We start from the raw sequence: 24,939 nt of genomic DNA, 5'->3' as shown, positions 1-24,939 counted from the left end.
CGTGAACGGGGTCTGGGGCGGAGCCCCAGCAACCCCGCCGCCGTCGGGTGCGGACCGTGCTGGGTCACCCGCGCAGTTCCCCGCGCCCCTAGTAGGGCGCCCGGTGTCGAGCGGCTCCGCCGCGGCGGAGCCGCGCATGCGGCACAGCCCTGGGCCCTGTAGGGCACCCGGCACCGAGAAGCCGCGAGAGGCGCAACCCCGCGCCCTGAACTACCCGGTGTGAAGCGGTCAGCGGCGTTTGCGTTTGAGGAGGAGTCTGGGGAGGGCGGCCGGGACCGGGTGGCGGGTCGTGGCGGGGGAGGCCACCGGGGCCGCAGCGAGCGAGCCGTCCGGGGGCGGCTCCAGGGGGCCCTGGGGCGTCAGACTCAGGAGGCGGCACTCCGCCGCCCACCGCGCCGGCATCGCCTCGCCATCGGGCGCGTTGAGCCGCTTGCCCTTCAGCTCGGCCACCGCCGCATCCCACGCGGGGGAGCCCGACGGAATCTCACGGACCCGCGCCGTCCAGGCCACGAGCCGCCCGCCCTTGTCCTTGGAGCGGACGAGCACCCGCGCCGTGCCCCCGTCCACGAGCCCGTCGAGCGGCTGCTCGCCCGGCCCGCCGCCCACGACGTACGCCGCCCCGTCGATCCACGCGTGCCACAGGGCCCGCTCGGCCACCCCGGTGCCGCGCACCCAGATCAGCCCGGACTTCTTGGTGGCCTCCTCGACAAGGGCCTGATCGAGAAGGTCCTGGTCGAGCAACGTCTGCGTCATGGGCACCACAGTAGAGGCCCCGCTCAATAGTCAGTTCCGTAATCCCGTCACGGCCCTTACGCTGCGCCCGTGACCACTGCCACCACCTTGGCGCCCCAGCTCGCGGCCGCCCCCCGCACCGACTTCGTGCTGCTCGGGGTCGCCATCGCCGGCGTCTCCCTCTCCGCGCCGCTGATCGCCGCGCCCGCGCTCGCCATCGCGTTCTGGCGCAACGCCTTCGCCGTGGGCGCGCTGACCCCGGTGGCCTGGTTCGGATACCGGGCCCGGCTGCGCGCCCTGACCCGGCGCGAGGTGGGCCTGACGGTCGGCGCGGGCACTCTCCTGGCGCTGCACTTCGGGCTGTGGCTGCCCAGCCTGAGCATGACGTCCGTCGCCTCCTCGACCGTGCTGTGCACCACCACCCCGATCTGGACGACCCTCGCGCTGCGGCTGCGCGGACACCGGCCGCCGGCCCTGGTGTGGAGCGGCACGCTGGCCGCCTGCGTGGGCGTCGTGCTGCTCACCGGCGTCGATCTCAGCCTGTCGCCGCGCGCCCTCGCCGGAGACGCGCTCGCCTTGGGCGCCGGCATCGCGGCCGCCGGCTATGTGCTGCTCGGCGCCGAGGTCCGCAGAAGCGTGGACACCGTGCCGTACACCTACCTCTGTTACGGCACGGCCGCCGTCGGGCTCTTGGCCGCGGCCCTTCTCAGCGGCGCCGAGCTCACCTCGTACTCCGGCGTGACCTGGCTGAAGCTCGGGGTGCTCACGCTGACCGCCCAGCTCATCGGGCACTCGCTGCTCAACCGCGTGGTGGCGAACCTGGGTGCGTCCGTCACCTCCACGGCGATCCTGCTCGAAACCCCGGGCGCCGCCCTCATCGCCGCGCTCTGGCTCGGCCAGCGGCCCCCCGCGCTCGCCTATCCGGCGCTCCTGGTGATCCTGGCCGGACTCGCCCTCGTCGTCCGGGCCAACCGCACCTCGTGAGCGGCCGCACCCCGTGAGCGGCGCGAGCCGGGCCGTCAGAGCCAGCCGTTGCGCTTGAGGGTGCGGTGGATGACGATGCAGGCCACGGCCACCAGACCCATCGAGATCGGGTAGCCGTACTTCCAGTGCAGCTCGGGCATGTGGTCGAAGTTCATGCCGTACACGCCGCACACCATCGTCGGTACGGCGATGATCGCCGCCCAGGACGTGATCTTGCGCATGTCCTCGTTCTGCGCGACGGAGGCCTGGGCGAGGTTGGCCTGGAGGATCGAGTTGAGCAGTTCGTCGAAGCCGATGACCTGCTCCTGGACGCGGGCGAGGTGGTCGGCCACGTCACGGAAGTACTTCTGGATGTCCGGGTCGACCAGGCGCATCGGGCGCTCGCTCAGGAGCTGCATCGGGCGCAGCAGCGGCGAGACGGCGCGCTTGAACTCCAGTACCTCGCGCTTGAGTTGGTAGATCCGTCCCGCGTCCACACCGCGCGGACTGCCCTTGGCCGGAGCCGAGAAGACCTCGATCTCGACCTCGTCGATGTCGTCCTGCACCGCGTCGACGACCGCCAGATATCCGTCGACCACCTGGTCGGCGATGGCGTGGAGCACGGCGGACGGGCCCTTGGCGAGCAACTCGGGGTCGCCCTGGAGGCGGTTGCGCAGGGCGCGCAGCGAGCCCTGCCCGCCGTGCCGCACGGTGATGACGAAGTCCCGGCCGGTGAAGCACATCACCTCGCCGGTCTCGACGACCTCGCTGGTCGCGGTGAGCTCGGCGTGCTCCACGTAGTGGATCGTCTTGAAGACGGTGAACAGGGTGTCGTCGTAGCGCTCCAGCTTCGGCCGCTGGTGGGCGTGGACGGCGTCCTCCACGGCGAGCGGGTGGAGCCCGAACTCAGCCGCGATTCCGGCGAATTCGGCTTCGGTCGGCTCGTGCAGGCCGATCCACGCGAAGCCCCCGTCCTCGCGGACCCGGCGCATCGCTTCACGCGGCGTCAGGCACACCGCCTCCTGGACGGAGCCATCGGACGCCCCGGGCGCGCCGGACAGGGCGGAGGGCGGCGCCGGGACGCACTGCGGGGACTGCACGCGCCGCCCGTCGCGGTAGACCGCGCAGTCGACGACGGCGCTGCTCGCCGACGGGTCGCGGGTGGTGTCGTAGCCGTTGTACGGGGTGCTGGTCTTGCGCAGCGCGGGGCGGACCACGGCACGCAGGTCACGGATCATCGACATGGCAGGACTCCTTCACGGAGGGCCGTCGTAGGGCGTGACGCTCTGGAACTGCCCGCAAGCAGGACGTGCCGCGGCGAAGGAGACCCGGGGTCACATCACCCCGTAAGGCGTCGATTGCACACGTTCTGCACACGTTCGCAAAGCGGGCGGCACCACAGGGGCACGCGCGGACGGCGTTCGCTACTGAAACGGACAAGGCGAGGCGATGTGCTCTTCCGTTGGGCGAAACGCCATGAGGCTCAGGTGTTTCCGGGCGCGGGGGCCGGGTAAAGACGCTCTCGGATCACCGAGAGATTCAGATCACCGTCACCGGGAACAACGCAGCCGTGCGGAAGAGCGGTTGGTACTGCCAGGCCGACTTCGATCCATCGCAGCCCCACCTCCTCCAGCCGGTCCCCCGTGGGGAACTTCCTGCTGTCCCGAACAGCGGCCAAGACTATCAGCCCACCACTGCGCAAGCCCCCTCTTTGCCGCTTGCATACGCCTTCTATGCTCGGCCCATGGTTGATGTTCTTGCTCTGGTCGAGGCCCGGCTGCGCACCGCGCTGGGCGAGCCGGACGCGCGCGCCGCGGTCACCTTTCTCGGTACGGACCGGATCGAGGTGCTGCGGTTCGCCGAGGGAGACATCGTCCGCTACGCCACGCTCGGCATGTCCGCCCAGCCGATGGCCGATCCGACCGCCGCGCTCGCCGACCCCGTGAAGGGCCCGCGGGCCGAGCTGATCCTGTCCGTACGCGCCGGGCTCGCCGACACCGACAAGGTGCTGCGCGCGCTCGCCGTGCTCGCCGCCTCGCCACAGGTGGAGGGTGTGGTGGTGGCCCCGGGCGCCTCGCTCGACACCGGCGACGCGCTGTGGCCGGGCGCCCCGTTCACCTCGGTCCTGGTGGCCGAGCCGGGCGGCCTCGTCGAGGACCTGGAGCTGGACGCGCCGATGGACCCGGTCCGCTTTCTGCCGCTGCTGCCCATGACCACGAACGAGGCGGCGTGGAAGCGGGTGCGGGGGGCGCAGGAGCTCCAGGAGCGGTGGCTGACCCAGGGAACGGATCTGCGCGACCCGCTGCGGAAGTCCGCGACGCTGGACTGAGGTCAAGGGCAGCCCCCGCCAGGGGCGCGGGGAACCGCGCGATAAGCGGGCACGGTCCGCAGGCGACAGCCGGGTTGCCTGCGCTGCCCGGCACCCTGCCAAGGTCAACCCGCTCAGGGGCGCGGGAAACCGCGCGGACAGGCCGCCAAGTTCAGCGGGCCCACATTGAAAGGGCGCGCTCAGTTCGCGAAGACCGAAACCCCGTCCTCCACCGCGTGCGCCGGCCGCAACTCCTCCGCCTCATGCGTGAGCAACCCACGCCGCGCCCACACGATCAGCGCACCGACGACCGCCGCCACCGCCGCCACCACGAACGGGATGTGGATGTCGCTCCACTCCTCGATCTTCGGCGCGAAGTACGGCGCCGCGGCCGCCGCGAACCAGCGGACGAAGTTGTAGCCCGCGCTCGCCACCGGCCTGGGCGCGTCCGACACGCCGAGCGCCAACTCGGTGTACACGGTGTTGTTCAGACCGATGAACGCGCCGGAGGCGATGGTCGCCGCCACCGCGGTCGTGTGGTTGCCGTAGCCCAGCACGAGCAGGTCCGCGGCGAGCAGCACCAGCGATCCGCCGAGCACCTTCAGGGAGCCGAACCGTTCCTGGAGGCGCGGCGCGACGAGCACCGAGAACACCGCGAGCAGCACACCCCAGGCGAAGAACACCCCGCCCGACTTGTACGGCGACATGTTCAGGACGAACGGGGTGAAGGCGAGGACCGTGAAGAACGCGTAGTTGTAGAAGAAGGCGGACGCGGCCGCGGAGGCGAGCCCGCCGTGGCCGAGCGCCTTGATCGGATCGAGCAGCGAGGTCTTGCGCGCCGGCTTCGGCTGCTCCTTCAGGAACACCGTGATCGCGAGGAAGCCGATCGCCATCAGCGCCGCGGTGCCGAAGAACGGATAGCGCCACTTCATGTCGCCGAGGATCGCGCCGAGCAGCGGCCCGCACGCCATGCCGAGTCCGAGCGCGGACTCGTACAGCAGGATCGCCGCGGCGCTGCCGCCGGCCGCCGCGCCCACGATGACGGCGAGCGCCGTGGAGACGAAGAGCGCGTTGCCGAGCCCCCAGCCCGCCCGGAAGCCGACGAGTTCGCCGACCGAGTTCGACGTGCCCGCGAGCGCGGCGAAGACCACCACAAGGGCGAGGCCCGCGAGCAGAGTCTTCTTGCCGCCGATCCTGCTGGAGACGAACCCCGTGACCAGCATCGCGACGGCGGTGATCAGGAAGTACGAAGTGAAGAGCAGGGACACCTGGCTGGGTGTGGCGTCCAGGCCCTTGGCGATGGAGGGCAGGATCGGGTCGACCAGGCCGATGCCCATGAAGGCGACGACGGACGCGCCCGCGGTCGCCCAGACCGCCTTGGGCTGACGCAACAGGCTGCCCGCACCCGAGCCCGAGTTTGAGCCCACACCCGGGGCCGTACCCGCGCCCGGGGCCACATCCGCACCCGGGGCCGCACTCGAGCCCGGGGCCACATCCGCACCCGAGCCCGCACCCGAGCCCGGGGCCACATCCGCACCCGAGCCCGCACCCGAGCCCGGGGCCACACCCGTGCCCGCGCCTTCGTCAAGTGGGTCCTTCCCTTGCCGCATGGCTGCTCCCGCTTCCCTCGATGGATGGCCACAAGGTCGTTGTGCAATACACACGATAACTTAGCAAGGCTAATGAGTGCAACATGAAACTATTTTTCCATGCCTCCGGGGAGGGGCCCGTGGCCTCCGGACGGGTGATCGTCCTTGACGGGGCGACGGCCGGGGAGGAGCGTGGGGCCTTATGAGGGGCGAACCCAGTTGCCCGAAGTGCGGAGGCCGGGTCAGGGCGCCCGGTCTCTTTGCCGACACCTGGCAGTGCGATGTCCACGGCCCGGTCCATCCGCTCCAGCCGATCCTGCCGCCCAGCGTCGAGGGCCTCGAAGTCGTCGTACGCAGATCCCAGGTGCCGGTGTGGATGCCCTGGCCGCTCCCGGTCGGCTGGCTGTTCACCGGCGTCGGGTACGCGGGCGACGACCGCAGCGGCGGCCGCGCCACCGCCGTCGCCTGCTCGGGTCCGGGGCCCCTCGGTGGCCTCGGCGAGCTGATCCTGGTGGCGGAGGAGCTGGGCGTCGGCCTCGGCGCCCGTTTCGCGGGCATCGACGGACCCGACCCCGGTCCGTCCATGAGTGTCGACAAGCCCCCGCACACCAAGGTCCTCGCGGCCGGCCGGCCCACCCCGCTGTGGCACGTCACCCGGACCCCGGACGACCGCGCGGTCTTCGCCGGTGAGGCGCGCGGACTGTGGCTGTGGGCGATCGTGTGGCCCGAACAATCCGGGCTTCTCATGTACGACGAGCTCGTCCTGACCGACCTGCGCGACGCCGGCGCCGAAGTCGAACTGCTGCCGTGCGGGGCCCTCACCCCGCGCATCCTGTCCTGACGGCGTACGCACCCCTTGCGCTCGGGCGCGCAGGGAAGCGGACGGCGCGCCGTCACGGAAGCTGACGACGAGCCGCGCGCAAGAGGAGACAGCGAGCACCGCCCAGGAGCAGACGGCGAGCCGCGCGCACGCGGGCGGCGGGGCGCGGGCGGCCGGTTATCCTTGACCGTCCCCTGATCCGCCCCATATGCCCTGGAGTACGCGTCGTGCGCATCGATCTGCACACCCACTCCACGGCGTCGGACGGTACGGACACCCCCGCCGAGCTGGTCCGAAACGCCGCGGCCGCCGGGCTCGACGTGGTCGCGCTGACCGACCACGACACCACCCGCGGATACGCCGAGGCCATCGCCGCGCTCCCCGACCTCGACCTCACCCTGGTCACCGGCGCCGAACTCTCCTGCCGCGTCGACGGCATCGGCCTGCACATGCTGGCCTACCTCTTCGACCCCGAGGAGCCCGAGCTCTCCCGCGAGCGCGAGCTCGTGCGCGACGACCGGGTGCCGCGTGCCCAGGGCATGGTCGCCAAGCTCCAGGACCTCGGCGTGCCCATCACCTGGGAGCAGGTCGCGCGGATCGCGGGCGACGGCTCGGTGGGCCGCCCCCACGTCGCCGAGGCGCTCGTCGAACTCGGCGTCGTCGCCTCCGTCTCCGACGCCTTCGTGCCGGACTGGCTCGGCGACGGCGGCCGCGCCTACGTCGGCAAGCACGAGCTCGACCCGTTCGACGCGATCCGCCTGGTCAAGGCCGCCGGCGGCGTCACCGTCTTCGCGCACCCCCTCGCCCACAAGCGCGGCCAGGTCGTGCCCGAGACGGTGATAGCGGAGCTGGCCGCCGCGGGGCTCGACGGCGTCGAGGTCGACCACACCGACCATGACGCCCCCACCCGGACTCGGCTGCGCGCCCTCGCGGACGACCTGGGCCTGCTGACCACGGGCTCCAGCGACTACCACGGCAGCCGCAAGACCGTACGGCTCGGGCAGTGCACCACCGACCCCGAGATCTACGGCGAGATCACCCGCCGCGCCACGGGGGCCTTCCCCGTGCCGGGCGCGGGCGGAAGCGACCGCCCGTAGCGGGAGCCGCCCCTCCCGGCCCGCGGGGCACCGCCCCGCACCCCCTTTCACCCACCCCACCCGGCCGCCTCCGCGCGACCCCGGCGCCGGGTCCGGCCGTCCCGCGCCGCCGCGCGGTGCCCGGCCCTCCTCCGTACACCCCTCATCCTGCAAGGCTCACCGTGTTCGACGCTGCCGTCTTCGGCTCCCTCTTCCTCACCCTGTTCGTCATCATGGATCCCCCCGGGATCACGCCGATCTTCCTCGCGCTCACCGCCGGCCGGGCCGCCAAGGTCCAGCGCAGGATGGCCTGGCAGGCCGCGGCCGTCGCGCTCGGAGTGATCACGCTCTTCGGGCTCGTCGGGCACCAGATCCTGGCGTATCTGCACATCGACGTCCCCGCGCTGATGATCGCCGGTGGGCTGCTGCTGCTCCTGATCGCGCTCGACCTGCTCACCGGCAAGACCGACGAACCCCAGCAGACCAAGGACGTCAACGTCGCGCTCGTACCGCTCGGCATGCCGCTGCTCGCCGGCCCCGGCGCGATCGTCCAGGTGATCCTCGCCGTCCAGAACCACGACTCCGTTTCCGGCCAGGTCTCGGTCTGGGCCGCGATCATCGCCATCCACGTCGTTCTGTACGTGACCATGCGGTACTCGCTGCTGATCATCCGCGTGATCAAGGACGGCGGTGTCGTCCTGGTGACCCGGCTCGCCGGCATGATGCTCTCCGCCCTCGCGGTGCAGCAGATCATCAACGGGATCACCCAGGTCATCCACGCCGGCTGAACGCCCTGGCGCGGCCCCGTTCACGCAGAAGCGCCCCCGTACATCCAGGTACGGGGGCGCTCTTCACATACGGCACCCGCCGCCGGTCATCACCGGGCGAGCGGGAACACTACCTCTGACGCGCACTACCTCTGACGCGTACTGCTTCCGACGCGTTACGAGGCCGCGGATTCGGCCGGGCGGATGTAGATGCGCTGACCCATTGCGGCGGCCTGCTGCACAATCCGGTTGACGGAGGCGGCGTCCACGACGGTGGTGTCAACGGCGATACCGTCGACGTCGTCCAGGCGCATGATTTCGAAGCGCATGGCTTCTCCCTTCGTCTGATCCTCCTGCTAGGAGAACTACTGGTGCGGGGGGCTGTGGTTCAGCCTGCTCCCATGAGGCGTCGGGGCGGTTGCCCGCCCGTTACGTGTGGATTGCGTGGCTGCTGTGCAACGCGTTCCATAGGGGACAACGAGTTGCCTCCAGCAAACATTCCCTACGCTAAGGAAATTTTTCGCGTCGCTAAGGATCGCCACGGTCACAGGACCGCGTGTGCCCGGTTGTGCCCCGTCCGTAACGCCGCCGACAATGGGAAGCGTATGGACGACTCCCAGGAACCCCAGGCGCTCCCCGGCCTCGCAGCCCAGCTGGACCGCAAGCTGGACCGCACCAACGAGCTGCTCCAGCGCATGCTCGCCGAAGTCGCGAAGACGCCCTCCACGCACGCGATCTTCGTCGACGCCGGCTATGTCTACGCGGCCGCCGGTCTCCTCGTCACCGGCACCGAGGACCGCCGGTCCTTCGACCTCGACGCCGAAGGACTCATCGAGGCCCTCATCGACAAGGCGCGCACGATCTTCGCCGACAGCCGGCTGCTCCGCGTCTACTGGTACGACGGCGCGCGCCGCCGCATCCACACCACCGAGCAGCAGTCGATCGCCGAACTCCCCGACGTCAAGGTCAGACTCGGCAACCTCAACGCCAACAACCAGCAGAAGGGCGTCGACTCGCTGATCCGCTCCGACCTGGAATCCCTTGCCAGGCACCGCGCGATCAGCGACGCCGCGCTGATCGGCGGCGACGAGGACCTCGTCTCCGCCGTCGAGGCCGCTCAGGGGTACGGCGCCCGCGTCCACCTGTGGGGCATCGAGGCGGCCGAGGGCCGCAACCAGGCGGAGCCCCTGCTGTGGGAGGTCGACAGCCAGCGCACCTTCGATCTCGACTTCTGCAAGCCGTACGTCACCCGGCGCCCCGTCACCCTGTACGAGCAGGAGGGCCCCGCGCCGAGCCGCGAGGACGTGCGCTTCGTCGGCGCCCGGATCGCCGCGACCTGGCTCTCCGAGCGGGGACGCGCCGCCCTCGCCGACCTGCTCCCCGGCCACCCCTATCTGCCGGGCCCGGTCGACCAGGACCTCCTCATCGAGGCGGAACGTCTTCTCCAGTACTCCCTGCGCGGCCACGCCGACCTGCGCCGCGCTCTGCGCGACGGGTTCTGGCAGCACCTCCAGGCGCAGTACTGACGGGTCCGGCCGGGGCGGCGGCTAGGCCGCGCCGGAGCCGGCCGTGACGCCGGCCCAGAACTCCGTCAGGGCGGCGGCCAGTTCCTGGGGGTGGGAGACATTGGGGGAGTGGTCGGCGCCGCGGATCACGGTGTGCCGGGCGCCGATGCTGCGCGCCATATGGGCCAACTCGCTGACGGCCCACACCGTTTCGCCGTCTCCGTACGCCACGTGGAGCGGCAGCGGCAGCTTCGCGAGCCCCTCGGTACGGTCCGGTTCGATCCTCAACTGGCGCCCGGTGGCGCTGAGTTGGGCGGGCTGGGTGCTGAACCAGCGGCGGCCGAGGAATGCCACGATCTCCGGCGGGTCCGGCACGTACGCCGGGTCCCTGCCGTCCAGCCACTGTGTGACCGACCACACCCACGACGCCGGAAGCACCGGCAGCGCCGCCTGCAACAGCCGGATTTTGGTGCGCTGTTCGGGTCCGACGCGCCCCGGCCCCGACGCGAGCAGTGTGAGCGAGCGGAACGCGGAGGGATCGAGCCGGGCCGCGGACCGGGCGACGAATCCGCCGAAGGAGTGCCCGACGAGATGGACGGGGCCGTCGCCCAGCGCCGCGACCTGTGCGAGGACATCGCCGCCGAGCACCCGCGGGGTGTACCCGGCCGGCCGCCGCGGCCCCGGGCTCTCGAACTGGCCGCGCCCGTCGACCGCGACGGCCCGGTACCCGGCGTCCGCCAGCGGATCGAGCAGCGCGAGGAAGTCCTCCTTGCTCCCGGTGTACCCGGGCACCAGAACGACCGTCCCCCGCGCCGGCTCACCAGGCCGCGAATCGAGCACGGCGAACTCCTGACGCGGGGTACGAAGCCGGTACGCACGCGTACGCGCCGGGAGGTCGAGGGAGCGCGGCTTACTCATGAGTAGAGCGTATCCGCCCTGCGAGGGGGCGGTTCAGCGCACCGGCCGTGCTGGGTTACCCGCGCAGTTCCCCGCGCCCCTTGGCTACTTGGTGCCGGCCCGCATGGGCATCTTCAGCCCGTCATGGGGTCCCCCCTGGCCCTTGAGGCCTTGGGGGAGGTTGAGGACGAGCGCCTTTAAGGCGCAAACGGGGTCTGGGCGGAGCCCCAGGGTGCACGCTGGGCATGTGAACGGCCCGGCACCCCCCGAAAGGGGCCCGGGCCGTTCGCGTGGTGTCGGTTACGCCTCGGGCGCGACCGCCGCCTTCTTCGTGCGAGTCCGCCGCGGCTTGGCCGGCGCCTCGGCCACCTCGGGCGCGGCCTCGGCAACCTTCTTGGCGCGGGTGCGCCGCGGCTTGGCAGGGGCCTCGGTCTCGACGGCCGCCTCGGGGGCGGCTTCGGCGGCCTTCTTGGCGCGGGTGCGACGCGGCTTGGCGGGCACCTCGGCCTCGACGGCGATCGGCGCTTCGGCCGTCTCGACGACGGCTTCCGCGGCCTTCTTCGCCCGCGTACGACGCGGCTTCACGGGCGCCTCGGCCTCGACCGGCGCCTCGACGGCCGCTTCGGCAACCATCTCGGGGGCGGCTTCGGCGACCTTCTTGGCGCGGGTGCGACGCGGCTTGGAGGGCGCCTCGGCCTCGACGGCGATCGGCGCTTCGGCCGTCTCGACGACGGCTTCCGCGGCCTTCTTCGCCCGCGTACGACGCGGCTTCACCGGAGCTTCCTCGACCGGCGCCACAGCGACCGGCGCGGCCGGCGCCACGGCGGCCGGGGCCTCCGCGACCACGGTCATCGCGGCGGAGGTCGCGGCCTTCGCCGCCTTCGCCAGTTCGAGCGCGGCCGACTCGGGAGTCATGAAACCGACCTCGCCGGCCGGGTCGGCCTTGCGCACCCGACGGCGGCGCGCCTTGGCATCGACCGGAGCGACGACGGGCTCGACGACCGGCGCGGGGCGACGACGCGACTGCGCCTTGACCGGGGCCTGCGCGGCGACGGGCTCGGCCTTGGCCTGCGCGACGACCGTCTCGGCGACGGCGACCTGCGCGGCCGGTGCCGGTGCCGCGGCAACGGACTGCGGCGCGGACGACGGGGCACCCACGCGGGTACGGCGACGACGGCGCGGCGTGCGCGGCTCGGTCACGGTCTCGACCGCTTCGGCGGCCGGGGCCGCGGCGGGTGCGGGAGCGTTCTCGACGGCCTCGCCCTGCGAACCGCCCCGGGTGCGACGGCGCTGACGCGGCGTACGCGTACGCTCCGGGCGCTCCTCGGTGACGACGGGAGCCGCCGCGGCGGACTTGCGGCCGCGCCCACCGGTCTCGCCGAGGTCCTCGACCTCTTCGGCGGCGAGCCCGGCACGGGTACGGGCGCCACGGGGCAGCACGCCCTTGGTGCCCGCCGGGATCTTCAGCTCCTCGAACAGGTGCGGAGAGGTCGAGTACGTCTCGGGCGGGTCCGGGAACTTCAGGTCGAGCGCCTTGTTGATCAGCTGCCAGCGCGGGATGTCGTCCCAGTCGACCAGCGTGATCGCGATGCCCTTCTTGCCCGCGCGGCCGGTGCGACCGATGCGGTGGAGGTAGGTCTTCTCCTCCTCGGGCGACTGGTAGTTGATGACGTGCGTGACGCCCTCGACGTCGATGCCGCGCGCGGCGACGTCGGTGCAGACGAGCACGTCGACCTTGCCGTTGCGGAAGGCGCGCAGCGCCTGCTCGCGGGCGCCCTGGCCGAGGTCGCCGTGGACCGCGCCGGAGGCGAAGCCGCGCTTGGCGAGCTGCTCGGCGATGTCGGCGGCGGTGCGCTTGGTGCGGCAGAAGATCATCGCAAGCCCGCGGCCCTCGGCCTGCAGGATGCGCGCGACCATCTCCGGCTTGTCCATGGAGTGGGCGCGGTAGACGAACTGCTCGGTGTTGGCGACGGTCGTGCCCTCGTCGTCCGGCGACGTGGCGCGGATGTGCGTGGGCTGCGACATGTAGCGGCGGGCGAGGCCGATGACGGCGCCCGGCATGGTCGCGGAGAAGAGCATCGTCTGACGTTTCGGCGGCAGGTGCTGGATGATCTTCTCGACGTCCGGCAGGAAGCCGAGGTCGAGCATCTCGTCGGCCTCGTCGAGGACGAGGGCCTTGACGTGGGAGAGGTCGAGCTTCTTCTGCCCGGCGAGGTCGAGCAGGCGGCCCGGGGTGCCGACGATGACGTCGACGCCCTTCTTCAGCGCCTCGACCTGGGGCTCGTACGCCCGGCCGCCGTAGATCGCGAGCACGCGGACGTTGCGCACCTTGCCGGCGGTCAGCAGGTCGTTGGTCACCTGCTGGCACAGCTCGCGCGTCGGGACGACGACGAGGGCCTGCGGGGTGTTGGTGAGCTGCGCGGAGGTGGCGCGCCCGGCCTCGACGTCGGCCGGGACGATCACGCGCTCCAGGAGCGGAAGGCCGAAGCCGAGCGTCTTGCCGGTGCCGGTCTTGGCCTGGCCGATGATGTCGGAGCCGGAGAGCGCGACGGGGAGCGTCAGCTCCTGGATGGGGAACGGGGACACGATGCCGACGGCTTCAAGGGCTTCGGCGGTCTCGGGAAGGATCCCGAGCTCTCGGAACGTAGTCAGGGTGCTGCCTCTTCTGTGAGACGCGGTACGGAGGCGAACGCGGCGGGTCGTACCGTGCCCATGTCGTCCGGCGGGATCAGATTCGATCGGGTTGCCGGGGGGCGCGGGACCACTGCCGTCGCTCAAGCGCTCGTGCCGCTGAGGGTCCCTCTTGGGTCGCACATGGGGGAACGTGCGCCGCGGAGGGCTGTCGGGTCGGAGCCGACCGGGGAACCGACCGGGCATCCTCATTCGTGCGGCCCGTCGACATACTCGGCAGGCGCATTACCACTGTACCCCGGATTCGCGCATGTGTGTTGGGGGAATTCGCGAGGCGGGTGCGACGGGTGTGATCGAGTAGGCCCTTACACCGTGCCCCGGGCGGGCTATTGTGCGGCTTATGGAGACGTCTGACAACGCCACTGCAGCCGAAGAAACCACCCCGGAACCGGAGCGCACCGGGATCGCCGCCCAGGACTGGGCGACGGCCTCCGCGCTTCCCCAGTACCGGGCGGCGGTCGTGGACCTCCTCGGCGCCCTCGCCTACGGCGAGCTCGCGGCCTTCGAGCGGCTCGCCGACGACGCGAAGCTTGCGCCGTCCCTCGCGGACAAGGCGGAGCTGGCGAAGATGGCGTCCGCCGAGTTCCTCCACTTCGAGCGGTTGCGGGACCGGCTCGCGCAGATCGACGCGGAGCCGACCGCCGCGATGGAGCCCTTCGCCAAGGCGCTCGACGACTTCCACCAGCAGACCGCTCCGTCGGACTGGCTCGAAGGCCTCGTCAAGGCGTACGTGGGGGACTCGATCGCGAGCGACTTCTACCGCGAGGTCGCCAACCACCTCGACTCCGACACCCGTTCGCTGGTGCTCGCGGTGCTCGACGACACCGGGCACGGCAACTTCGCCGTGGAGAAGGTGCGGGGCGCGATCGAGGCGGACCCGAGGGTCGGCGGCCGGCTCGCGCTGTGGGCACGCCGCTTGATGGGCGAGGCACTGTCACAGGCCCAGCGAGTGGTGGCCGAGCGCGACGCGCTCTCCACGATGCTGGTCGGCGGCGTGGACGGGGTGGCCGCGGGCTTCGACCTCGCGGCGGTGGGCGAGATGTTCACCCGCATCACCAAGGCCCACACCAAGCGGATGGCGGCGCTGGGGCTGGCCGCCTAGTCGGCATCCGGGGCCGGCCGCCCGGTCACTGGCGCGCCGTCAGCTCCACCGGTGCCGCCTACGCCGCCGAGCGGCGCAGGCGGCGGGTGGGGCGAGTGGGGCGCAGCAGCAGCGACAGCAGGACGGCCGCGACGAAGACGGCACCGAGCACGGTGGTCACCCCGTGGCCGGGGCCGATCGCGGAGTGGGTCAGAAAGGCGCCGAAGAGACCGGCGAGCGGTCCGACGCCCAGGACGGTGCGGCGGTCCGGCAGCCGGTGGGCGAGGCGTGTCGCGGCGGCCCACGCGAGTGCGAATCCCAGCAGTGCGGAGCCGAGAGCTTCCAGAAGCATGTGCGTCGCCTCCCAGGGGTGTGGCCAGGGCGGAATCAGTCACACCCGTCCTACCCGACGCTCGCGGAACGCAACCCTCCCCTCACTGGGAGGAAGCAATCCCGACGGCCTCGCGGACCCGCCCGTGCGGATGCGGACCCGCCCGTGCGGATGCGGAGGCAGCCACGCGGAGGCAAGCGCGGGCATGCGGCAGAGAACGCACGCATGCGAAAGGGGTGCCCCCAGTCCTCGACTGGGGGCACCCCTTCCGTGGTGTCCGGTGTACTACAGCGCGCCGAAGCCCACCCTGCGCACGGCCGGTTCGCCGATCTCCACGTAAGCGATCCTGTCGGCAGGCACCAGGACCTTGCGGCCCTTGTCGTCCGCGAGGCTGAGCAGCTTTGCCTTGCCGGCGAGGGCGTCGGCAACCGCGCTCTCGACCTCTTCGGCGGACTGCCCGCTCTCCAGAACGATCTCCCGGGGTGCGTGCTGCACGCCGATCTTGACCTCCACGGCTATGTCCCTCCGACCTCGTGCGGTGCGCGGTCAGCCGCGCCGTACGCTGCACACATTAGCCCGGCGAGCGGACCTGAAATGGCCCGCCCCTGAACGCCAGGAGCGAACAGAATTCAGGAATGACCGCGCCGCGGCCGGTTCAGTGGCCCTCGAGGCTGTGCAGCGGGAAGCCCGCGATGCCGCGCCAGGCCAGCGAGGTGAGCAGCTCGACCGCCTTGTCGCGGGGGATGGTCGACTCGCTGGAGAGCCAGTAGCGCGCCACCACCTGGGAGACGCCGCCCAGGCCCACGGCGAGCAGCATCGACTCGTCCTTGGACAGGCCCGTGTCCTCGGCGATGACGTCCGAGATGGCCTCCGCGCACTGGAGGCTGACCCGGTCCACCCGCTCGCGCACGGCCGGCTCATTGGTCAGGTCCGACTCGAAGACCAGCCGGAACGCGCCGCCCTCGTCCTCCACGTACGCGAAGTAGGCGTCCATCGTCGCGGCGACCCGGAGCTTGTTGTCCGAGGTCGACGCGAGCGCGGTGCGCACCGCGTGGAGCAGGGACTCGCAGTGCTGGTCCAGCAGCGCCAGGTAGAGCTCGAGTTTGCCGGGGAAGTGCTGGTAGAGCACCGGCTTGGAGACGCCCGCGCGCTCCGCGATGTCGTCCATGGCGGCCGCGTGGTAACCCTGCGCGACGAAGACTTCCTGGGCCGCGCCCAGAAGCTGATTGCGGCGGGCCCGGCGCGGCAGGCGCGTGCCTCGCGGGCGCGCCGCCTCGGTCTGCTCGATGGCTGTCACGCCGCCTCCCAAAGTTGTTCTGGTGCGCGATGCACGCGCGCCGCCATCGTACTTTTGGGTAACCCGGCTGTGCGCGGTGCGAACGCAGAATTTCACGGACCGGACGCGCTGGGTAGCCGGAGGTGTCGGGAGGAAACCGTCCGTATCACCGGTAGTCGTCCTCGTCGAGGGCGACCACGCGCGCCTGTTCGACGGCGTCCGCCTCATTGGCGGCATCGAGATCGACGCGGGTCGGCGGGTCGTCGTGGCTCTGCCGTACGTCCGTGTGCTGCTCGGCGGCGTCCGCCTCGGGGGTCTCCTCGGACAGCTCCGTGGTGGCGTCGGCTTCTTCCCGGAAGGTGTCCGGGTCGCTGGGATCGACCGGCATGACTGCTCCCTTTTCGTCCACTTCGAGTGATTCGGGGGCTTCCTTACGAGCCTAGGAGTTCCCCGGACGAGCCGCTATACGTCCTGTGACGGCGAACACATGAACCACGGTGTGATCGTCTCGTAACATTGCCCGCATGTCTTCGACCGAGCTGCCGGAAACCCCCGCCGCTGCCGCCCTGGCGCCACGGGTGAGCACGGTCGGGGTCGCCGAGGGCGAGGAGCTGCGCTCCGTGAGCCTGCCCGGCCTCACCCTGACCGTCCGGTCCCGGCCCGGTACCACCCCCGGCCTGGAACCAGCGCTGTACGTGCACGGGCTCGGCGGCTCCTCGCAGAACTGGTCGGCGCTGATGCCGCTCCTCGCGGACCGGCTCGACGGCGAGGCCCTCGATCTGCCCGGCTTCGGGGACTCCCCGCCACCCGACGACGGGGACTACTCGATCACCGCGCACGCCCGCGCCGTGATCCGGCTGCTGGACTCCACCGGCCGCGGCCCCGTCCACCTCATCGGGAACTCGCTCGGCGGCGCCGTCTCGACCCGTGTCGCGGCCGTCCGCCCCGACCTGGTGCGCACCCTGACGCTCGTCTCGCCCGCCCTGCCCGAGCTCCGCGTCCAGCGCAGCGCCTGGCCGACGGCGCTGGTCGCGCTGCCCGGTGTGGCCGCCCTCTTCGCGAGGCTGAGCCGGGACTGGACCGCGGAGGACCGCACCCGCGGAGTCATGGCCCTCTGTTACGGCGACCCGGACCGGGTGAGCCCCGAGGGGTTCGAGACGGCCGTCAAGGAGATGGAGCGCCGCCTCCAACTGCCGTACTTCTGGGACGCGATGGCCCGCTCGGCGCGTGGCATCGTGGACGCGTACACCCTGGGCGGCCAGCACGGCCTGTGGCGACAGGCGGAGCGCGTGCTCGCGCCGACGCTGCTCGTGTACGGGGCGCGCGACCAGCTCGTCTCGTACCGGATGGCGCGTCGTGCGGCGGCCGCCTTCCGGGGTGCGCGGCTGCTTACCCTGCCCGATGCCGGGCACGTGGCGATGATGGAGTACCCCGAGACGGTCGCCCGCGCCGTGCGGGAGCTGATCGACGACAACAGCGGCGGCGCACGCCGTGACGACCGAGGAAACAGGAGCTGATCCGGGGCGTGGGACGACACAGCCGACCCGACGAGCGCGGCGTCGCGGCGCCGATACCCCAGGCGCCCCCGGTCCCCGAGGCCGAGCCGGCCGTCGCCTCCGGCAGCGGCCGGCGCAGGCGGCAGGCCACCGACGACGCCCACGGCGGACACCACGACCCGGCGGGCACCCCCGTCTCCGGCACCCCGCGGGTGCGCGGCGGCCATCCGCAGCACCCCGAGGACGGCCCGGCCAACGCCTCGGCCCGCTACGGCGACCGGCACGACAGGCCACGCCCGGCGCAGCGCGATGCGCGCGAGAGCGGGGCGCGGCGCGATGCGCGCGAGAGCGGGGCGCGGCGCGATGCGCGCGAGGACGGCGCCCCGCGCATCCCGGGCCCGCGCCGCTCCTACACCGAGGCCTTCGACGGGCCGGACACCCGGCCGGCCGCGACCTCGCACACCGTCGCCGTCCCGGTCCCGTTGCGCGAGAGCTCTCCCGAGTCCGGCGGAACGAAGAAGAATGCCAAGGGCGCCGGCACCGCCCGGGGGGCCGAAGAGGCCAAGGCCTCCACCCTGTCCAAGGCCGCTAAAGCCGCCAAGGCCGCCAAGGTGTCCAAGGGGCGTACGTTCACCGGGATCGCGGCCGCCGCGGTGACCACCGTGCTCGCGGTCGTCGTCGCCGGGCAGGTCACATCCGGCGGCGCCAAGCACGACGACGCGGGACGGTCGGCAGCCGACAAGGCACGGGACGACGACGGCTCCGCCTCGCGGGGCAGCGGGCGCTCCACCCCGCAGGCCGCCCCCGCGGTCCTCCCGTACGACCAGAAGATGGCCCAGCAGTTCCCGCTCGACGCCAAGCTCAAGGGCCCCGGCGACTTCGAGACGGTGCCGGGTGCGGCCGCCGCGCCGGGCAAGGGGCACAAGTACCGGTACCGGGTCGACCTGGAGAAGGGCCTCGGCCTGGACGGCAACCTGTTCGCCGAAGCCGTGCAGAAGACGCTCAACGACGACCGCAGCTGGTCGCACGGCGGGGCGATGACCTTCGAGCGGATCGCCTCGGGCAAGCCGGACTTCGTGATCACCCTGGCGAGCCCCGGGACCACGGGCGTGTGGTGCGGCAAGTCGGGTCTGGACACCACGGAGGACAACGTCTCCTGCGACTCCGCCGCCACCGACCGCGTGATGATCAACGCGTTCCGCTGGGCGCAGGGCTCGGAGACCTTTGGCTGGGGCAAGGCGATGGTCGCCTACCGGCAGATGCTCATCAACCACGAGGTGGGCCACCGCCTCGGACACAACCACGTGAGCTGCCGCACGCCCGGCGCGCTCGCCCCGGTGATGCAGCAGCAGACCAAGTCCCTCGACATCGACGGCATTGCCTGCCGGCCCAACCCCTGGGTCTATCCGACGAGTTGAGGCCGATCCGATGCCGGCTCCGTCCCGCATGTCCACCATGTGGGACGGCTGTCTCGTACTCGATTGACAGTGCTCAGCCATTCGTTCATATTTCTCGGCATGTCGCACCGTCACGCCACCACCGAACGCGCCGCCATCGAGCTGGCGCTCATCGGCGTGACCGGGCACAGCGTGGCCGACGTCCTCTGTAGCTGACTCAGCCCCGAGCGCGTTCGACCCCTTCCCTTTTCCCCTTTTGCGCCCGGGCACCGCCGTGCTTCCGCACGGCCTGAGCACGACGGGCGCAGCCACCCCCTCCCTCCACCCCTTTCGGTACGGGTCCGGCGCTGCCGCGTCCGCGTCCGCCGTGTGCCCCGCAGTCACCGAGAGGTCTCCTTCCGATGCGTCACACGTCCATTTCGTCGGGAAATGTCGTCAGAGCGGCCGCGATAGCCGTAGTTCTCGCCGTGGGCGCCGTCGCCTGCGGCCCCGAGGACGGCGGTGCCCGGAGCGCCGGGTCCGGCGGCGCTTCCGGCACGCCCCACAAGGGCGGCGCCCTCAGTGTCCTCAACAACGAGGCGCAGACCGACTTCGACCCGGCCCGGCTCTACACCTCGGGCGGCGGCAACGTGCCCTCGCTCGTCTTCCGCACCCTGACCACCCGCAAGCGTGCGAGCGGCGCAGAGGGCACGAAGGTCGTGCCCGACCTCGCCACCGACACGGGCCGGCCCAACGCCGACGCCACCGTGTGGACGTACACCCTCAAGGACGGCCTCACGTACGAGGACGGCAGCCCGATCACCACGGCCGACATCAAGTACGGCATCGAGCGCTCCTTCGCGGCCGAACTCTCCGGCGGAGCGCCCTACTTGAGGGACTGGCTGGTCGGCGGCGCGACATACACGGGCCCGTACAAGGACGGCGGCAAGGGCCTCGACTCGATCGAGACGCCCGACGCGAAGACCATCGTGTTCCACCTGAACAAGCCCGAGGGCGAGTTCCCCTTCCTCGCCACCCAGACCCAGTTCGCGCCCGTACCCAAGGCCAAGGACGACGGCACCAAGTACGAGGAGCACCCCGTCTCGTCGGGCCCCTACAAGGTCGTCAAGAACGAGAACGACGGTGAGCACCTCGTCCTGGCGCGCAACCCCCACTGGTCCGAGGCGACCGACAGCGAGCGCAAGGCCTACCCGGACACCATCGACGTACGCTCCGGGCTCGACCAGGCCGTCATCAACCAGCGGCTCTCCGCCTCCCAGGGCCCGGACGCCGCCGCCGTCACCACCGATACCAACCTCGGCCCCGCCGAGCTCGCCAAGATCGGCAGCGACAAGCAGCTCGCCGCGCGCGTCGGCACCGGACACTTCGGCTACACCAACTACATCGCGTTCAACCCGAACGTGAAGCCGTTCGACAACCCCAAGGTCCGCCAGGCCATCGCGTATGCCGTCGACCGCAGCTCCGTCGTCAACGCCGTGGGCGGCTCCTCGCTCGCCGAGTCCGCCACCACCTTCCTGCCGAACCAGAAGGCCTTCGGGTACACCCCGTACGACACCTTCCCGGCGGGCGCCGCCGGCAACGCGGCGAAGGCGAAGGAGCTCCTCAAGGAGGCCGGCTACGCCGACGGTCTGAGCGTCACGCTCACCCACTCCAACGCCAAGGGCGGCCCCAAGGGACCCGAGGTCGCCACCGCCCTCCAGGACGCCCTGAAGAAGGCCGGCATCACCGTCAAGCTCCAGGGCCTCGAAGGCAACGACTACAACGACACCGTCGCCGGCGCCAAGAAGGAGCCCGGCTTCTTCCTGCGCGGCTGGGGCGCCGACTGGCCCTCCGGCGGCCCGTTCCTCGCGCCGATCTTCGACGGCCGCCAGATCGTCCAGGACGGCGCCAACTTCAACACCGGCTTCCTGAACGGCCCCTCCGTCAACAGCGAGATCGACGAGATCAACAAGCTCACCGACCTGAGCGCCGCCGCCCCGCGCTGGGGTGCGCTCGACAAGAAGATCGGCGAGCAGGCCGTGGTCGTGCCGCTGTTCCACCCCGTCTACAAGCGGCTCGTCGGCAAGGACGTCAAGAACGTCGTCATCAGCGACTGGACCGGCGTGCTCGACATCGCGCAGGTAGCGGTCAAGTAGCCATGTCCGAAGCCCTGTTGACCACCGGGGTGGGCGTCGCGGCGCCCGCCCCCGGCGGCCGTCTCTTCTGGCGGCGGCTGCGCGCCCAGCGCGCGGTCACCGCCGCGGCGGCCCTCTTCGCCCTGCTCGTCCTCGTCGCGCTCGCCGCACCCCTGCTCACCGCACTCGAAGGCCAGGACCCCAACGCCTACCACCCCGCCCTCGTCGACTCGGCGAGCGGCGGCGTCCCCATCGGCCCGTTCGGCGGCGTCAGCGGCGCGCACTGGCTCGGCGTCGAACCGCAGACCGGCCGCGACCTTTTCGCCCGCATCGTCTACGGGGCCCGCGTCTCGCTCGGTGTCGCCTTCGTGGCCACCCTCATCCAGGTCGCGCTCGGCGTCGGACTCGGCCTGGTCGCCGCGCTCGGTGGCAGCTGGGCCGACCAGATCGTCAGCCGCGTCACCGACGTCGCGGCCGCCCTGCCCATGCTGGTCATCACCCTCGGCCTGCTCGCCGTGGCGCCCGCCTCCATCCCGCGCCCCGTCCTGATCACCCTGATCATCGCCGGGCTCGGCTGGTTCGGCACCTCCAAGATCGTGCGGGCCGGCGCCCTGGCGCTCAAGACCCTCGACCACGTCTCGGCGGCCCGGCTCAGCGGCTGGGGCACCTGGGCGATCGCCCGCCGCGAGCTGCTCCCCGCGCTCGCCGCACCCGTGATCACGTACGCGGTGCTGCTCGTCCCCGGCAACGTGGTGGCCGAGGCGGCTCTGTCCTTCCTCGGCGTCGGCATCAAGCCGCCCACCCCGTCGTGGGGCCAGATGCTCACCGACGCCAACACCTGGTACCAGGCGGCGCCGACCTACCTGCTCCTGCCGGCCGGCCTGCTCTTCGTCACCGTCCTCTCCCTGACGGTGATCGGCGAGGGAGTGCGCACGGCCCTCGACCCGCGAGCGGCGTCCCGCCTGCGTGTCGGCACCGCCAAGTCGGCCGAGAAGAAGGTGCGTCGATGAACGCCTCGGGACTCGCGGGCTTCCTTCTGAAACGGATCGCCGGAGCCGTCCTCGTGCTCCTCGCCCTCTCGGTCATCGTGTACGCGGTCTTCTACGTCGCCCCCGGCAACGTCGCACAGATCGTCTGCGGCGAACGCTGCTCCCCGGCACAAGTGGCCCTGGTGCACGACAAGTTGGGGCTCGGCGAACCCTTGTACCTCCAGTACGGCCACTTCATCCAGGGCATCGTCGCGGGCCGCGACTTCTCCACCGGTACGGGCGTGGTGCACTGCTCCGCGCCCTGCCTCGGCCAGTCCTACCGCACCGACGAACAGGTCACCGACCTCATCCTCGGCAAGCTCCCGGTCACCGGCTCGCTGGTGATCGGCGCGTTCGCGCTGTGGCTGCTCATCGGCGTCGGCACGGGGGTGCTCTCGGCCTGGAAACGCGGGGGAGCGGTCGAGCGGCTCCTCACCTGGCTCACCCTCGCAGGCACCTCCACCCCGGTCTTCGTCATCGGACTGCTCCTGATCATCGTGCTCTGCTCCACCCTGCAATGGCTGCCGTTCCCGCAGTACGTGCCGTTCACGGACGACCCCGAGCAGTGGTTCTGGGGGCTGCTCCTGCCGTGGTTCTCGCTCGCCCTGATCGAATCGGCCAAGTACGCGAGGCTTACGCGGAGTTCGATGCTGGAGACGCTCGCCGAGGACCATGTCCGCACCTTCCGGGCGTACGGACTGACCGAACGGGCGATCGTCGGGCGGCACGCCCTGCGCGGCGCCGTCGCCCCGGTCATCGCGCTCAGCGCGCTCGACGCCGGCACCATGTTCGGCAGCGCGGTGCTCACCGAAACGCTCTTCGGCATCCCCGGCATCGGGCGCCAGCTCGTGGAGTCGGTGCGCACGGTCGACCTGCCCGTGGTGGTCGGCGTGGTCCTGACCACCGGCTTCTTCGTGGTGCTCGCCAATGCCGTCGCGGACGTCCTGTACGCGCTGGCCGACCGACGGGTGGTGCTCTCATGACGCCGAACACTGCTGCGACGCCGCTGGTCGAGGTGCGTGACCTCGGCATCTCCTTCGGCGAGGTACGCGCCGTCGACGGCGTCTCCTTCACCCTCCAGCCGGGTGGGGCGCTGGGTGTCGTCGGCGAATCCGGCTCAGGCAAGAGCGCGTCGGCGTACGCGCTGCTCGGCCTCCACCGAGGTACGGGCGCGCAGGTCACCGGCACGGTCCGAGTGGCCGGGGTGGACGTCGGGTCGGCCACCGACGCCGAACTCCGCGCCCTGCGCGGCGGATCGGCGGCGATGGTCTTCCAGGACCCGCTGTCCTCGCTCGACCCGTACTACGCGATCGGGGACCAGATCGCCGAGGTGTACCGGGTACACAAGGGTGGCTCTCGGCGGGCCGCCCGGGCCCGGGCGGTCTCGGTCCTGGACCGCGTCGGCATCCCGGACGCGGCCCGCAGGTCCCGTTCCCGGCCGCACGAGTTCAGCGGCGGGATGCGGCAGCGGGCGCTCATCGCGATGGCGCTGGCGTGTGAGCCGCGTCTGCTGATCGCGGACGAGCCGACTACGGCACTGGACGTGACCGTGCAGGCGCAGATCCTGGACCTCCTGCACGAGCTGCGCCATGAGACGGGCCTCGGACTGCTCCTCGTCACCCATGACGTGGGGGTGGCGGCGGAGAGCGTGGAGGAGGTGCTGGTGATGCGGGCGGGCAGAGAGGTGGAGCGGGGACCGGTCGAGACGGTCCTGACGGCGCCGAGAGAGCTGTACACGAGGGCACTCCTCGCGGCGGTCCCGCAGCTGTCCCCGGCCGGGGCTTCGCCCCGGGCCCCCTTGGCGCCTGAAGGGCGCTCGTCCTCGATCGCCGGACGGGCTGAGAATGCGCATGCCGACCGGCATCGAGTAGTCAGGGGCGCGGGGAACTGCGCGACCAGCCATGCACGGTCCGAGGCCGACCACACTGCCCCGGGGGGTGAACCCGTCATCGAAGCCCTCGGCGTCAGCCGGGCGTTCGGGCGGGGCCGGGCCGCGTTCCGGGCGGTCGACGACGTCACCCTCACCCTCCACCCCGGACAGACCCTCGGCATCGTCGGCGAGAGCGGCAGCGGCAAGACCACTCTGGGCCGCATGCTGGTGGGCCTCCTGGAGCCGACCGCCGGGCACGTCACCCGGACCGGCTCCGTGCAGATGGTCTTCCAGGATCCTGTGGCCTCCCTCAACCCCCGCCGCTCGATCGGTGAATCCGTCGCCGACCCCCTGCGCGCCGCCGGCGAACGCGACCAGGCCCGCATCCGCAGCCGAGTCGCCGAACTCCTCACCCGTGTGGGGCTCGATCCGGACCGCCACGACAGCTACCCGCACGAGTTCAGCGGCGGCCAGCGCCAGCGCGTCGGCATCGCGCGGGCCCTCGCCGCCGAGCCCCGGCTCATCGTCTGCGACGAACCCGTGTCGGCGCTCGACGTCACGACCCAGGCCCACGTCATAAGCCTCCTCGCGGAGTTGCAGCGCGAACTGGGCCTCGCTCTGGTCTTCGTCGCGCACGACCTCGCCGTCGTACGGCAGGTCAGCCACCGCGTCGCCGTGATGCGCCGGGGCCGGATCGTGGAGGAGGGGGAGGTGGGCGTGGTGTACGGGGCGCCCAAGGACCCGTACACCCGGCAGCTGCTCGCCGCCGTACCCTCCCTCGACCCCGCACAGGCCGCCGCCCGCCGCGCTGCCCGGCGCGCGCCCCTGCGCGAGGGGCTGCCCGTGGCGTAGCTCAGAGTGACAGACGCGACCCGTAGCGCCACTGAACGCCACCGGGTCGGGAAAGTTACGTGCATTCACCCCTTCTGGTGGCGCGATGGACAACCGTCCGTCGCGCCATCGGCATATCCGCTTACGTTCTTCCCGCTGCGAGTCGC

24 protein-coding genes are annotated in these 24,939 nt (G+C 71.7%); 14 read left to right on the top strand and 10 right to left on the bottom strand.

What is annotated here, in order from left to right; all coding sequences use genetic code 11:
• Positions 1-228: 228 nt before the first annotated feature.
• Positions 229-753, bottom strand: a complete 525-nt coding sequence (locus AB0D31_RS05020; protein WP_362717088.1) for a hypothetical protein — start codon at positions 751-753, stop codon at positions 229-231.
• A 69-nt stretch (positions 754-822) separates the two neighbouring features.
• Between AB0D31_RS05020 and AB0D31_RS05015 the strand changes: the two genes are divergently transcribed.
• Positions 823-1,716 (top strand): DMT family transporter, encoded by an 894-nt coding sequence (locus tag AB0D31_RS05015; RefSeq protein WP_362717086.1) that lies wholly within the window; start codon positions 823-825, stop codon positions 1,714-1,716.
• A 35-nt stretch (positions 1,717-1,751) separates the two neighbouring features.
• On the opposite strand, the gene AB0D31_RS05010 is transcribed toward AB0D31_RS05015, so the two are convergent.
• On the bottom strand, positions 1,752-2,939 hold the full coding sequence (locus tag AB0D31_RS05010) for a magnesium and cobalt transport protein CorA (RefSeq protein ID WP_362717084.1): 1,188 nt from the start codon (positions 2,937-2,939) through the stop codon (positions 1,752-1,754).
• Positions 2,940-3,439: 500 nt separating this feature from the next.
• Here AB0D31_RS05010 and AB0D31_RS05005 point away from each other — a divergent pair, with 500 nt between their 5' ends.
• Positions 3,440-4,024: a suppressor of fused domain protein gene (locus tag AB0D31_RS05005; RefSeq protein WP_362717081.1), complete on the top strand. Its 585-nt coding sequence runs from the start codon at positions 3,440-3,442 to the stop codon at positions 4,022-4,024.
• A 179-nt stretch (positions 4,025-4,203) separates the two neighbouring features.
• Here the strand turns inward: AB0D31_RS05005 and AB0D31_RS05000 are convergent, their stop codons facing one another.
• Positions 4,204-5,430 carry an MFS transporter gene (locus AB0D31_RS05000; protein WP_362717079.1) on the bottom strand — a complete coding sequence of 409 codons (1,227 nt, stop codon included), beginning with the start codon at positions 5,428-5,430 and terminating at the stop codon, positions 4,204-4,206.
• Between the two features lie 364 nt (positions 5,431-5,794).
• Between AB0D31_RS05000 and AB0D31_RS04995 the strand changes: the two genes are divergently transcribed.
• From AB0D31_RS04995 to AB0D31_RS04985, 3 genes are all read left to right on the top strand, one after another.
• Positions 5,795-6,433 (top strand): DUF6758 family protein, encoded by a 639-nt coding sequence (locus AB0D31_RS04995; protein ID WP_362717077.1) that lies wholly within the window; start codon positions 5,795-5,797, stop codon positions 6,431-6,433.
• Between the two features lie 206 nt (positions 6,434-6,639).
• The gene (locus AB0D31_RS04990) at positions 6,640-7,509 is read left to right on the top strand and encodes a PHP domain-containing protein (RefSeq protein ID WP_362717075.1); all 870 of its coding nucleotides are present in this window, start codon (positions 6,640-6,642) and stop codon (positions 7,507-7,509) included.
• Between the two features lie 161 nt (positions 7,510-7,670).
• Positions 7,671-8,276: a MarC family protein gene (locus tag AB0D31_RS04985; protein ID WP_362717072.1), complete on the top strand. Its 606-nt coding sequence runs from the start codon at positions 7,671-7,673 to the stop codon at positions 8,274-8,276.
• A 155-nt stretch (positions 8,277-8,431) separates the two neighbouring features.
• On the opposite strand, the gene AB0D31_RS04980 is transcribed toward AB0D31_RS04985, so the two are convergent.
• Entirely contained in the window at positions 8,432-8,584 is a 153-nt protein-coding gene (locus AB0D31_RS04980; RefSeq protein ID WP_267056224.1) for a hypothetical protein, read from the bottom strand.
• Between the two features lie 276 nt (positions 8,585-8,860).
• Here AB0D31_RS04980 and AB0D31_RS04975 point away from each other — a divergent pair, with 276 nt between their 5' ends.
• On the top strand, positions 8,861-9,781 hold the full coding sequence (locus tag AB0D31_RS04975) for an NYN domain-containing protein (RefSeq protein WP_362717069.1): 921 nt from the start codon (positions 8,861-8,863) through the stop codon (positions 9,779-9,781).
• 21 nt (positions 9,782-9,802) lie between these two features.
• On the opposite strand, the gene AB0D31_RS04970 is transcribed toward AB0D31_RS04975, so the two are convergent.
• Positions 9,803-10,678 carry an alpha/beta hydrolase gene (locus AB0D31_RS04970; RefSeq protein WP_362717067.1) on the bottom strand — a complete coding sequence of 292 codons (876 nt, stop codon included), beginning with the start codon at positions 10,676-10,678 and terminating at the stop codon, positions 9,803-9,805.
• Positions 10,679-10,957: 279 nt separating this feature from the next.
• Positions 10,958-13,540 carry a DEAD/DEAH box helicase gene (locus AB0D31_RS04965; RefSeq protein WP_362717065.1) on the bottom strand — a complete coding sequence of 861 codons (2,583 nt, stop codon included), beginning with the start codon at positions 13,538-13,540 and terminating at the stop codon, positions 10,958-10,960.
• Between the two features lie 148 nt (positions 13,541-13,688).
• On the opposite strand from AB0D31_RS04965, the gene AB0D31_RS04960 reads away from it, so the two are divergent.
• Positions 13,689-14,450, top strand: a complete 762-nt coding sequence (locus AB0D31_RS04960) for a ferritin-like fold-containing protein (protein WP_362717062.1) — start codon at positions 13,689-13,691, stop codon at positions 14,448-14,450.
• Positions 14,451-14,508: 58 nt separating this feature from the next.
• Here AB0D31_RS04960 and AB0D31_RS04955 read toward each other — a convergent pair whose 3' ends face one another.
• The 4 genes from AB0D31_RS04955 to AB0D31_RS04940 all read right to left on the bottom strand — a co-directional run bounded on the left by AB0D31_RS04955 (position 14,509) and on the right by AB0D31_RS04940 (position 16,424).
• The gene (locus AB0D31_RS04955; RefSeq protein ID WP_362717059.1) at positions 14,509-14,781 is read right to left on the bottom strand and encodes a hypothetical protein; all 273 of its coding nucleotides are present in this window, start codon (positions 14,779-14,781) and stop codon (positions 14,509-14,511) included.
• A gap of 264 nt (positions 14,782-15,045) precedes the next feature.
• Positions 15,046-15,273: a DUF3107 domain-containing protein gene (locus AB0D31_RS04950; RefSeq protein WP_362717057.1), complete on the bottom strand. Its 228-nt coding sequence runs from the start codon at positions 15,271-15,273 to the stop codon at positions 15,046-15,048.
• Between the two features lie 142 nt (positions 15,274-15,415).
• Positions 15,416-16,057, bottom strand: coding sequence for a TetR/AcrR family transcriptional regulator (locus AB0D31_RS04945; RefSeq protein ID WP_362717054.1), 642 nt, complete (start codon positions 16,055-16,057; stop codon positions 15,416-15,418).
• 145 nt (positions 16,058-16,202) lie between these two features.
• The gene (locus AB0D31_RS04940; RefSeq protein ID WP_362717052.1) at positions 16,203-16,424 is read right to left on the bottom strand and encodes a hypothetical protein; all 222 of its coding nucleotides are present in this window, start codon (positions 16,422-16,424) and stop codon (positions 16,203-16,205) included.
• Between the two features lie 136 nt (positions 16,425-16,560).
• Between AB0D31_RS04940 and AB0D31_RS04935 the strand changes: the two genes are divergently transcribed.
• The 7 genes from AB0D31_RS04935 (at position 16,561) to AB0D31_RS04905 (ending at position 24,793) form a co-directional block, all read left to right on the top strand.
• Positions 16,561-17,553, top strand: a complete 993-nt coding sequence (locus AB0D31_RS04935; protein WP_362717049.1) for an alpha/beta hydrolase — start codon at positions 16,561-16,563, stop codon at positions 17,551-17,553.
• Between the two features lie 8 nt (positions 17,554-17,561).
• Positions 17,562-18,950, top strand: a complete 1,389-nt coding sequence (locus AB0D31_RS04930) for a DUF3152 domain-containing protein (RefSeq protein WP_362717047.1) — start codon at positions 17,562-17,564, stop codon at positions 18,948-18,950.
• Between the two features lie 99 nt (positions 18,951-19,049).
• On the top strand, positions 19,050-19,145 hold the full coding sequence (locus AB0D31_RS04925; protein ID WP_323177914.1) for an Ms4533A family Cys-rich leader peptide: 96 nt from the start codon (positions 19,050-19,052) through the stop codon (positions 19,143-19,145).
• Between the two features lie 185 nt (positions 19,146-19,330).
• Positions 19,331-21,064, top strand: coding sequence for an ABC transporter substrate-binding protein (locus AB0D31_RS04920; protein ID WP_362717044.1), 1,734 nt, complete (start codon positions 19,331-19,333; stop codon positions 21,062-21,064).
• A 2-nt stretch (positions 21,065-21,066) separates the two neighbouring features.
• Entirely contained in the window at positions 21,067-22,053 is a 987-nt protein-coding gene (locus tag AB0D31_RS04915) for an ABC transporter permease (RefSeq protein ID WP_362717042.1), read from the top strand.
• Positions 22,050-23,054: an ABC transporter permease gene (locus tag AB0D31_RS04910; protein ID WP_362717039.1), complete on the top strand. Its 1,005-nt coding sequence runs from the start codon at positions 22,050-22,052 to the stop codon at positions 23,052-23,054. The genes AB0D31_RS04915 and AB0D31_RS04910 overlap by 4 nt, the downstream gene beginning before the upstream one ends.
• Positions 23,051-24,793 carry an ABC transporter ATP-binding protein gene (locus tag AB0D31_RS04905; protein WP_362717036.1) on the top strand — a complete coding sequence of 581 codons (1,743 nt, stop codon included), beginning with the start codon at positions 23,051-23,053 and terminating at the stop codon, positions 24,791-24,793. Before AB0D31_RS04910 ends, AB0D31_RS04905 begins: the two co-directional genes overlap by 4 nt.
• Positions 24,794-24,939: the final 146 nt, after the last annotated feature.

This window comes from Streptomyces sp. NPDC048361, from assembly GCF_040651795.1.
GTDB lineage: Bacteria > Actinomycetota > Actinomycetes > Streptomycetales > Streptomycetaceae > Streptomyces.
The sequence above is the reverse complement of the archived record's forward strand: the minus strand, read 5'-3'. Positions and strand labels throughout refer to the sequence as shown.

Excerpts from the sequence above, each read along its gene's own strand:
- AB0D31_RS05020 (WP_362717088.1), bottom strand. The coding sequence starts at position 753 with ATGACGCAGACGTTGCTCGACCAGGACCTTCTCGATCAGGCCCTTGTC.
- AB0D31_RS05010 (WP_362717084.1), bottom strand. The coding sequence starts at position 2,939 with ATGTCGATGATCCGTGACCTGCGTGCCGTGGTCCGCCCCGCGCTGCGC.
- AB0D31_RS05005 (WP_362717081.1), top strand. The coding sequence starts at position 3,440 with ATGGTTGATGTTCTTGCTCTGGTCGAGGCCCGGCTGCGCACCGCGCTG.
- AB0D31_RS04995 (WP_362717077.1), top strand. The coding sequence starts at position 5,795 with ATGAGGGGCGAACCCAGTTGCCCGAAGTGCGGAGGCCGGGTCAGGGCG.
- AB0D31_RS04980 (WP_267056224.1), bottom strand. The coding sequence starts at position 8,584 with ATGCGCTTCGAAATCATGCGCCTGGACGACGTCGACGGTATCGCCGTT.
- AB0D31_RS04975 (WP_362717069.1), top strand. The coding sequence starts at position 8,861 with ATGGACGACTCCCAGGAACCCCAGGCGCTCCCCGGCCTCGCAGCCCAG.
- AB0D31_RS04970 (WP_362717067.1), bottom strand. The coding sequence starts at position 10,678 with ATGAGTAAGCCGCGCTCCCTCGACCTCCCGGCGCGTACGCGTGCGTAC.
- AB0D31_RS04965 (WP_362717065.1), bottom strand. The coding sequence starts at position 13,540 with ATGAGGATGCCCGGTCGGTTCCCCGGTCGGCTCCGACCCGACAGCCCT.
- AB0D31_RS04960 (WP_362717062.1), top strand. The coding sequence starts at position 13,689 with ATGGAGACGTCTGACAACGCCACTGCAGCCGAAGAAACCACCCCGGAA.
- AB0D31_RS04955 (WP_362717059.1), bottom strand. The coding sequence starts at position 14,781 with ATGCTTCTGGAAGCTCTCGGCTCCGCACTGCTGGGATTCGCACTCGCG.
- AB0D31_RS04940 (WP_362717052.1), bottom strand. The coding sequence starts at position 16,424 with ATGCCGGTCGATCCCAGCGACCCGGACACCTTCCGGGAAGAAGCCGAC.
- AB0D31_RS04935 (WP_362717049.1), top strand. The coding sequence starts at position 16,561 with ATGTCTTCGACCGAGCTGCCGGAAACCCCCGCCGCTGCCGCCCTGGCG.
- AB0D31_RS04925 (WP_323177914.1), top strand. The coding sequence starts at position 19,050 with ATGTCGCACCGTCACGCCACCACCGAACGCGCCGCCATCGAGCTGGCG.
- AB0D31_RS04920 (WP_362717044.1), top strand. The coding sequence starts at position 19,331 with ATGCGTCACACGTCCATTTCGTCGGGAAATGTCGTCAGAGCGGCCGCG.
- AB0D31_RS04915 (WP_362717042.1), top strand. The coding sequence starts at position 21,067 with ATGTCCGAAGCCCTGTTGACCACCGGGGTGGGCGTCGCGGCGCCCGCC.
- AB0D31_RS04910 (WP_362717039.1), top strand. The coding sequence starts at position 22,050 with ATGAACGCCTCGGGACTCGCGGGCTTCCTTCTGAAACGGATCGCCGGA.
- AB0D31_RS04905 (WP_362717036.1), top strand. The coding sequence starts at position 23,051 with ATGACGCCGAACACTGCTGCGACGCCGCTGGTCGAGGTGCGTGACCTC.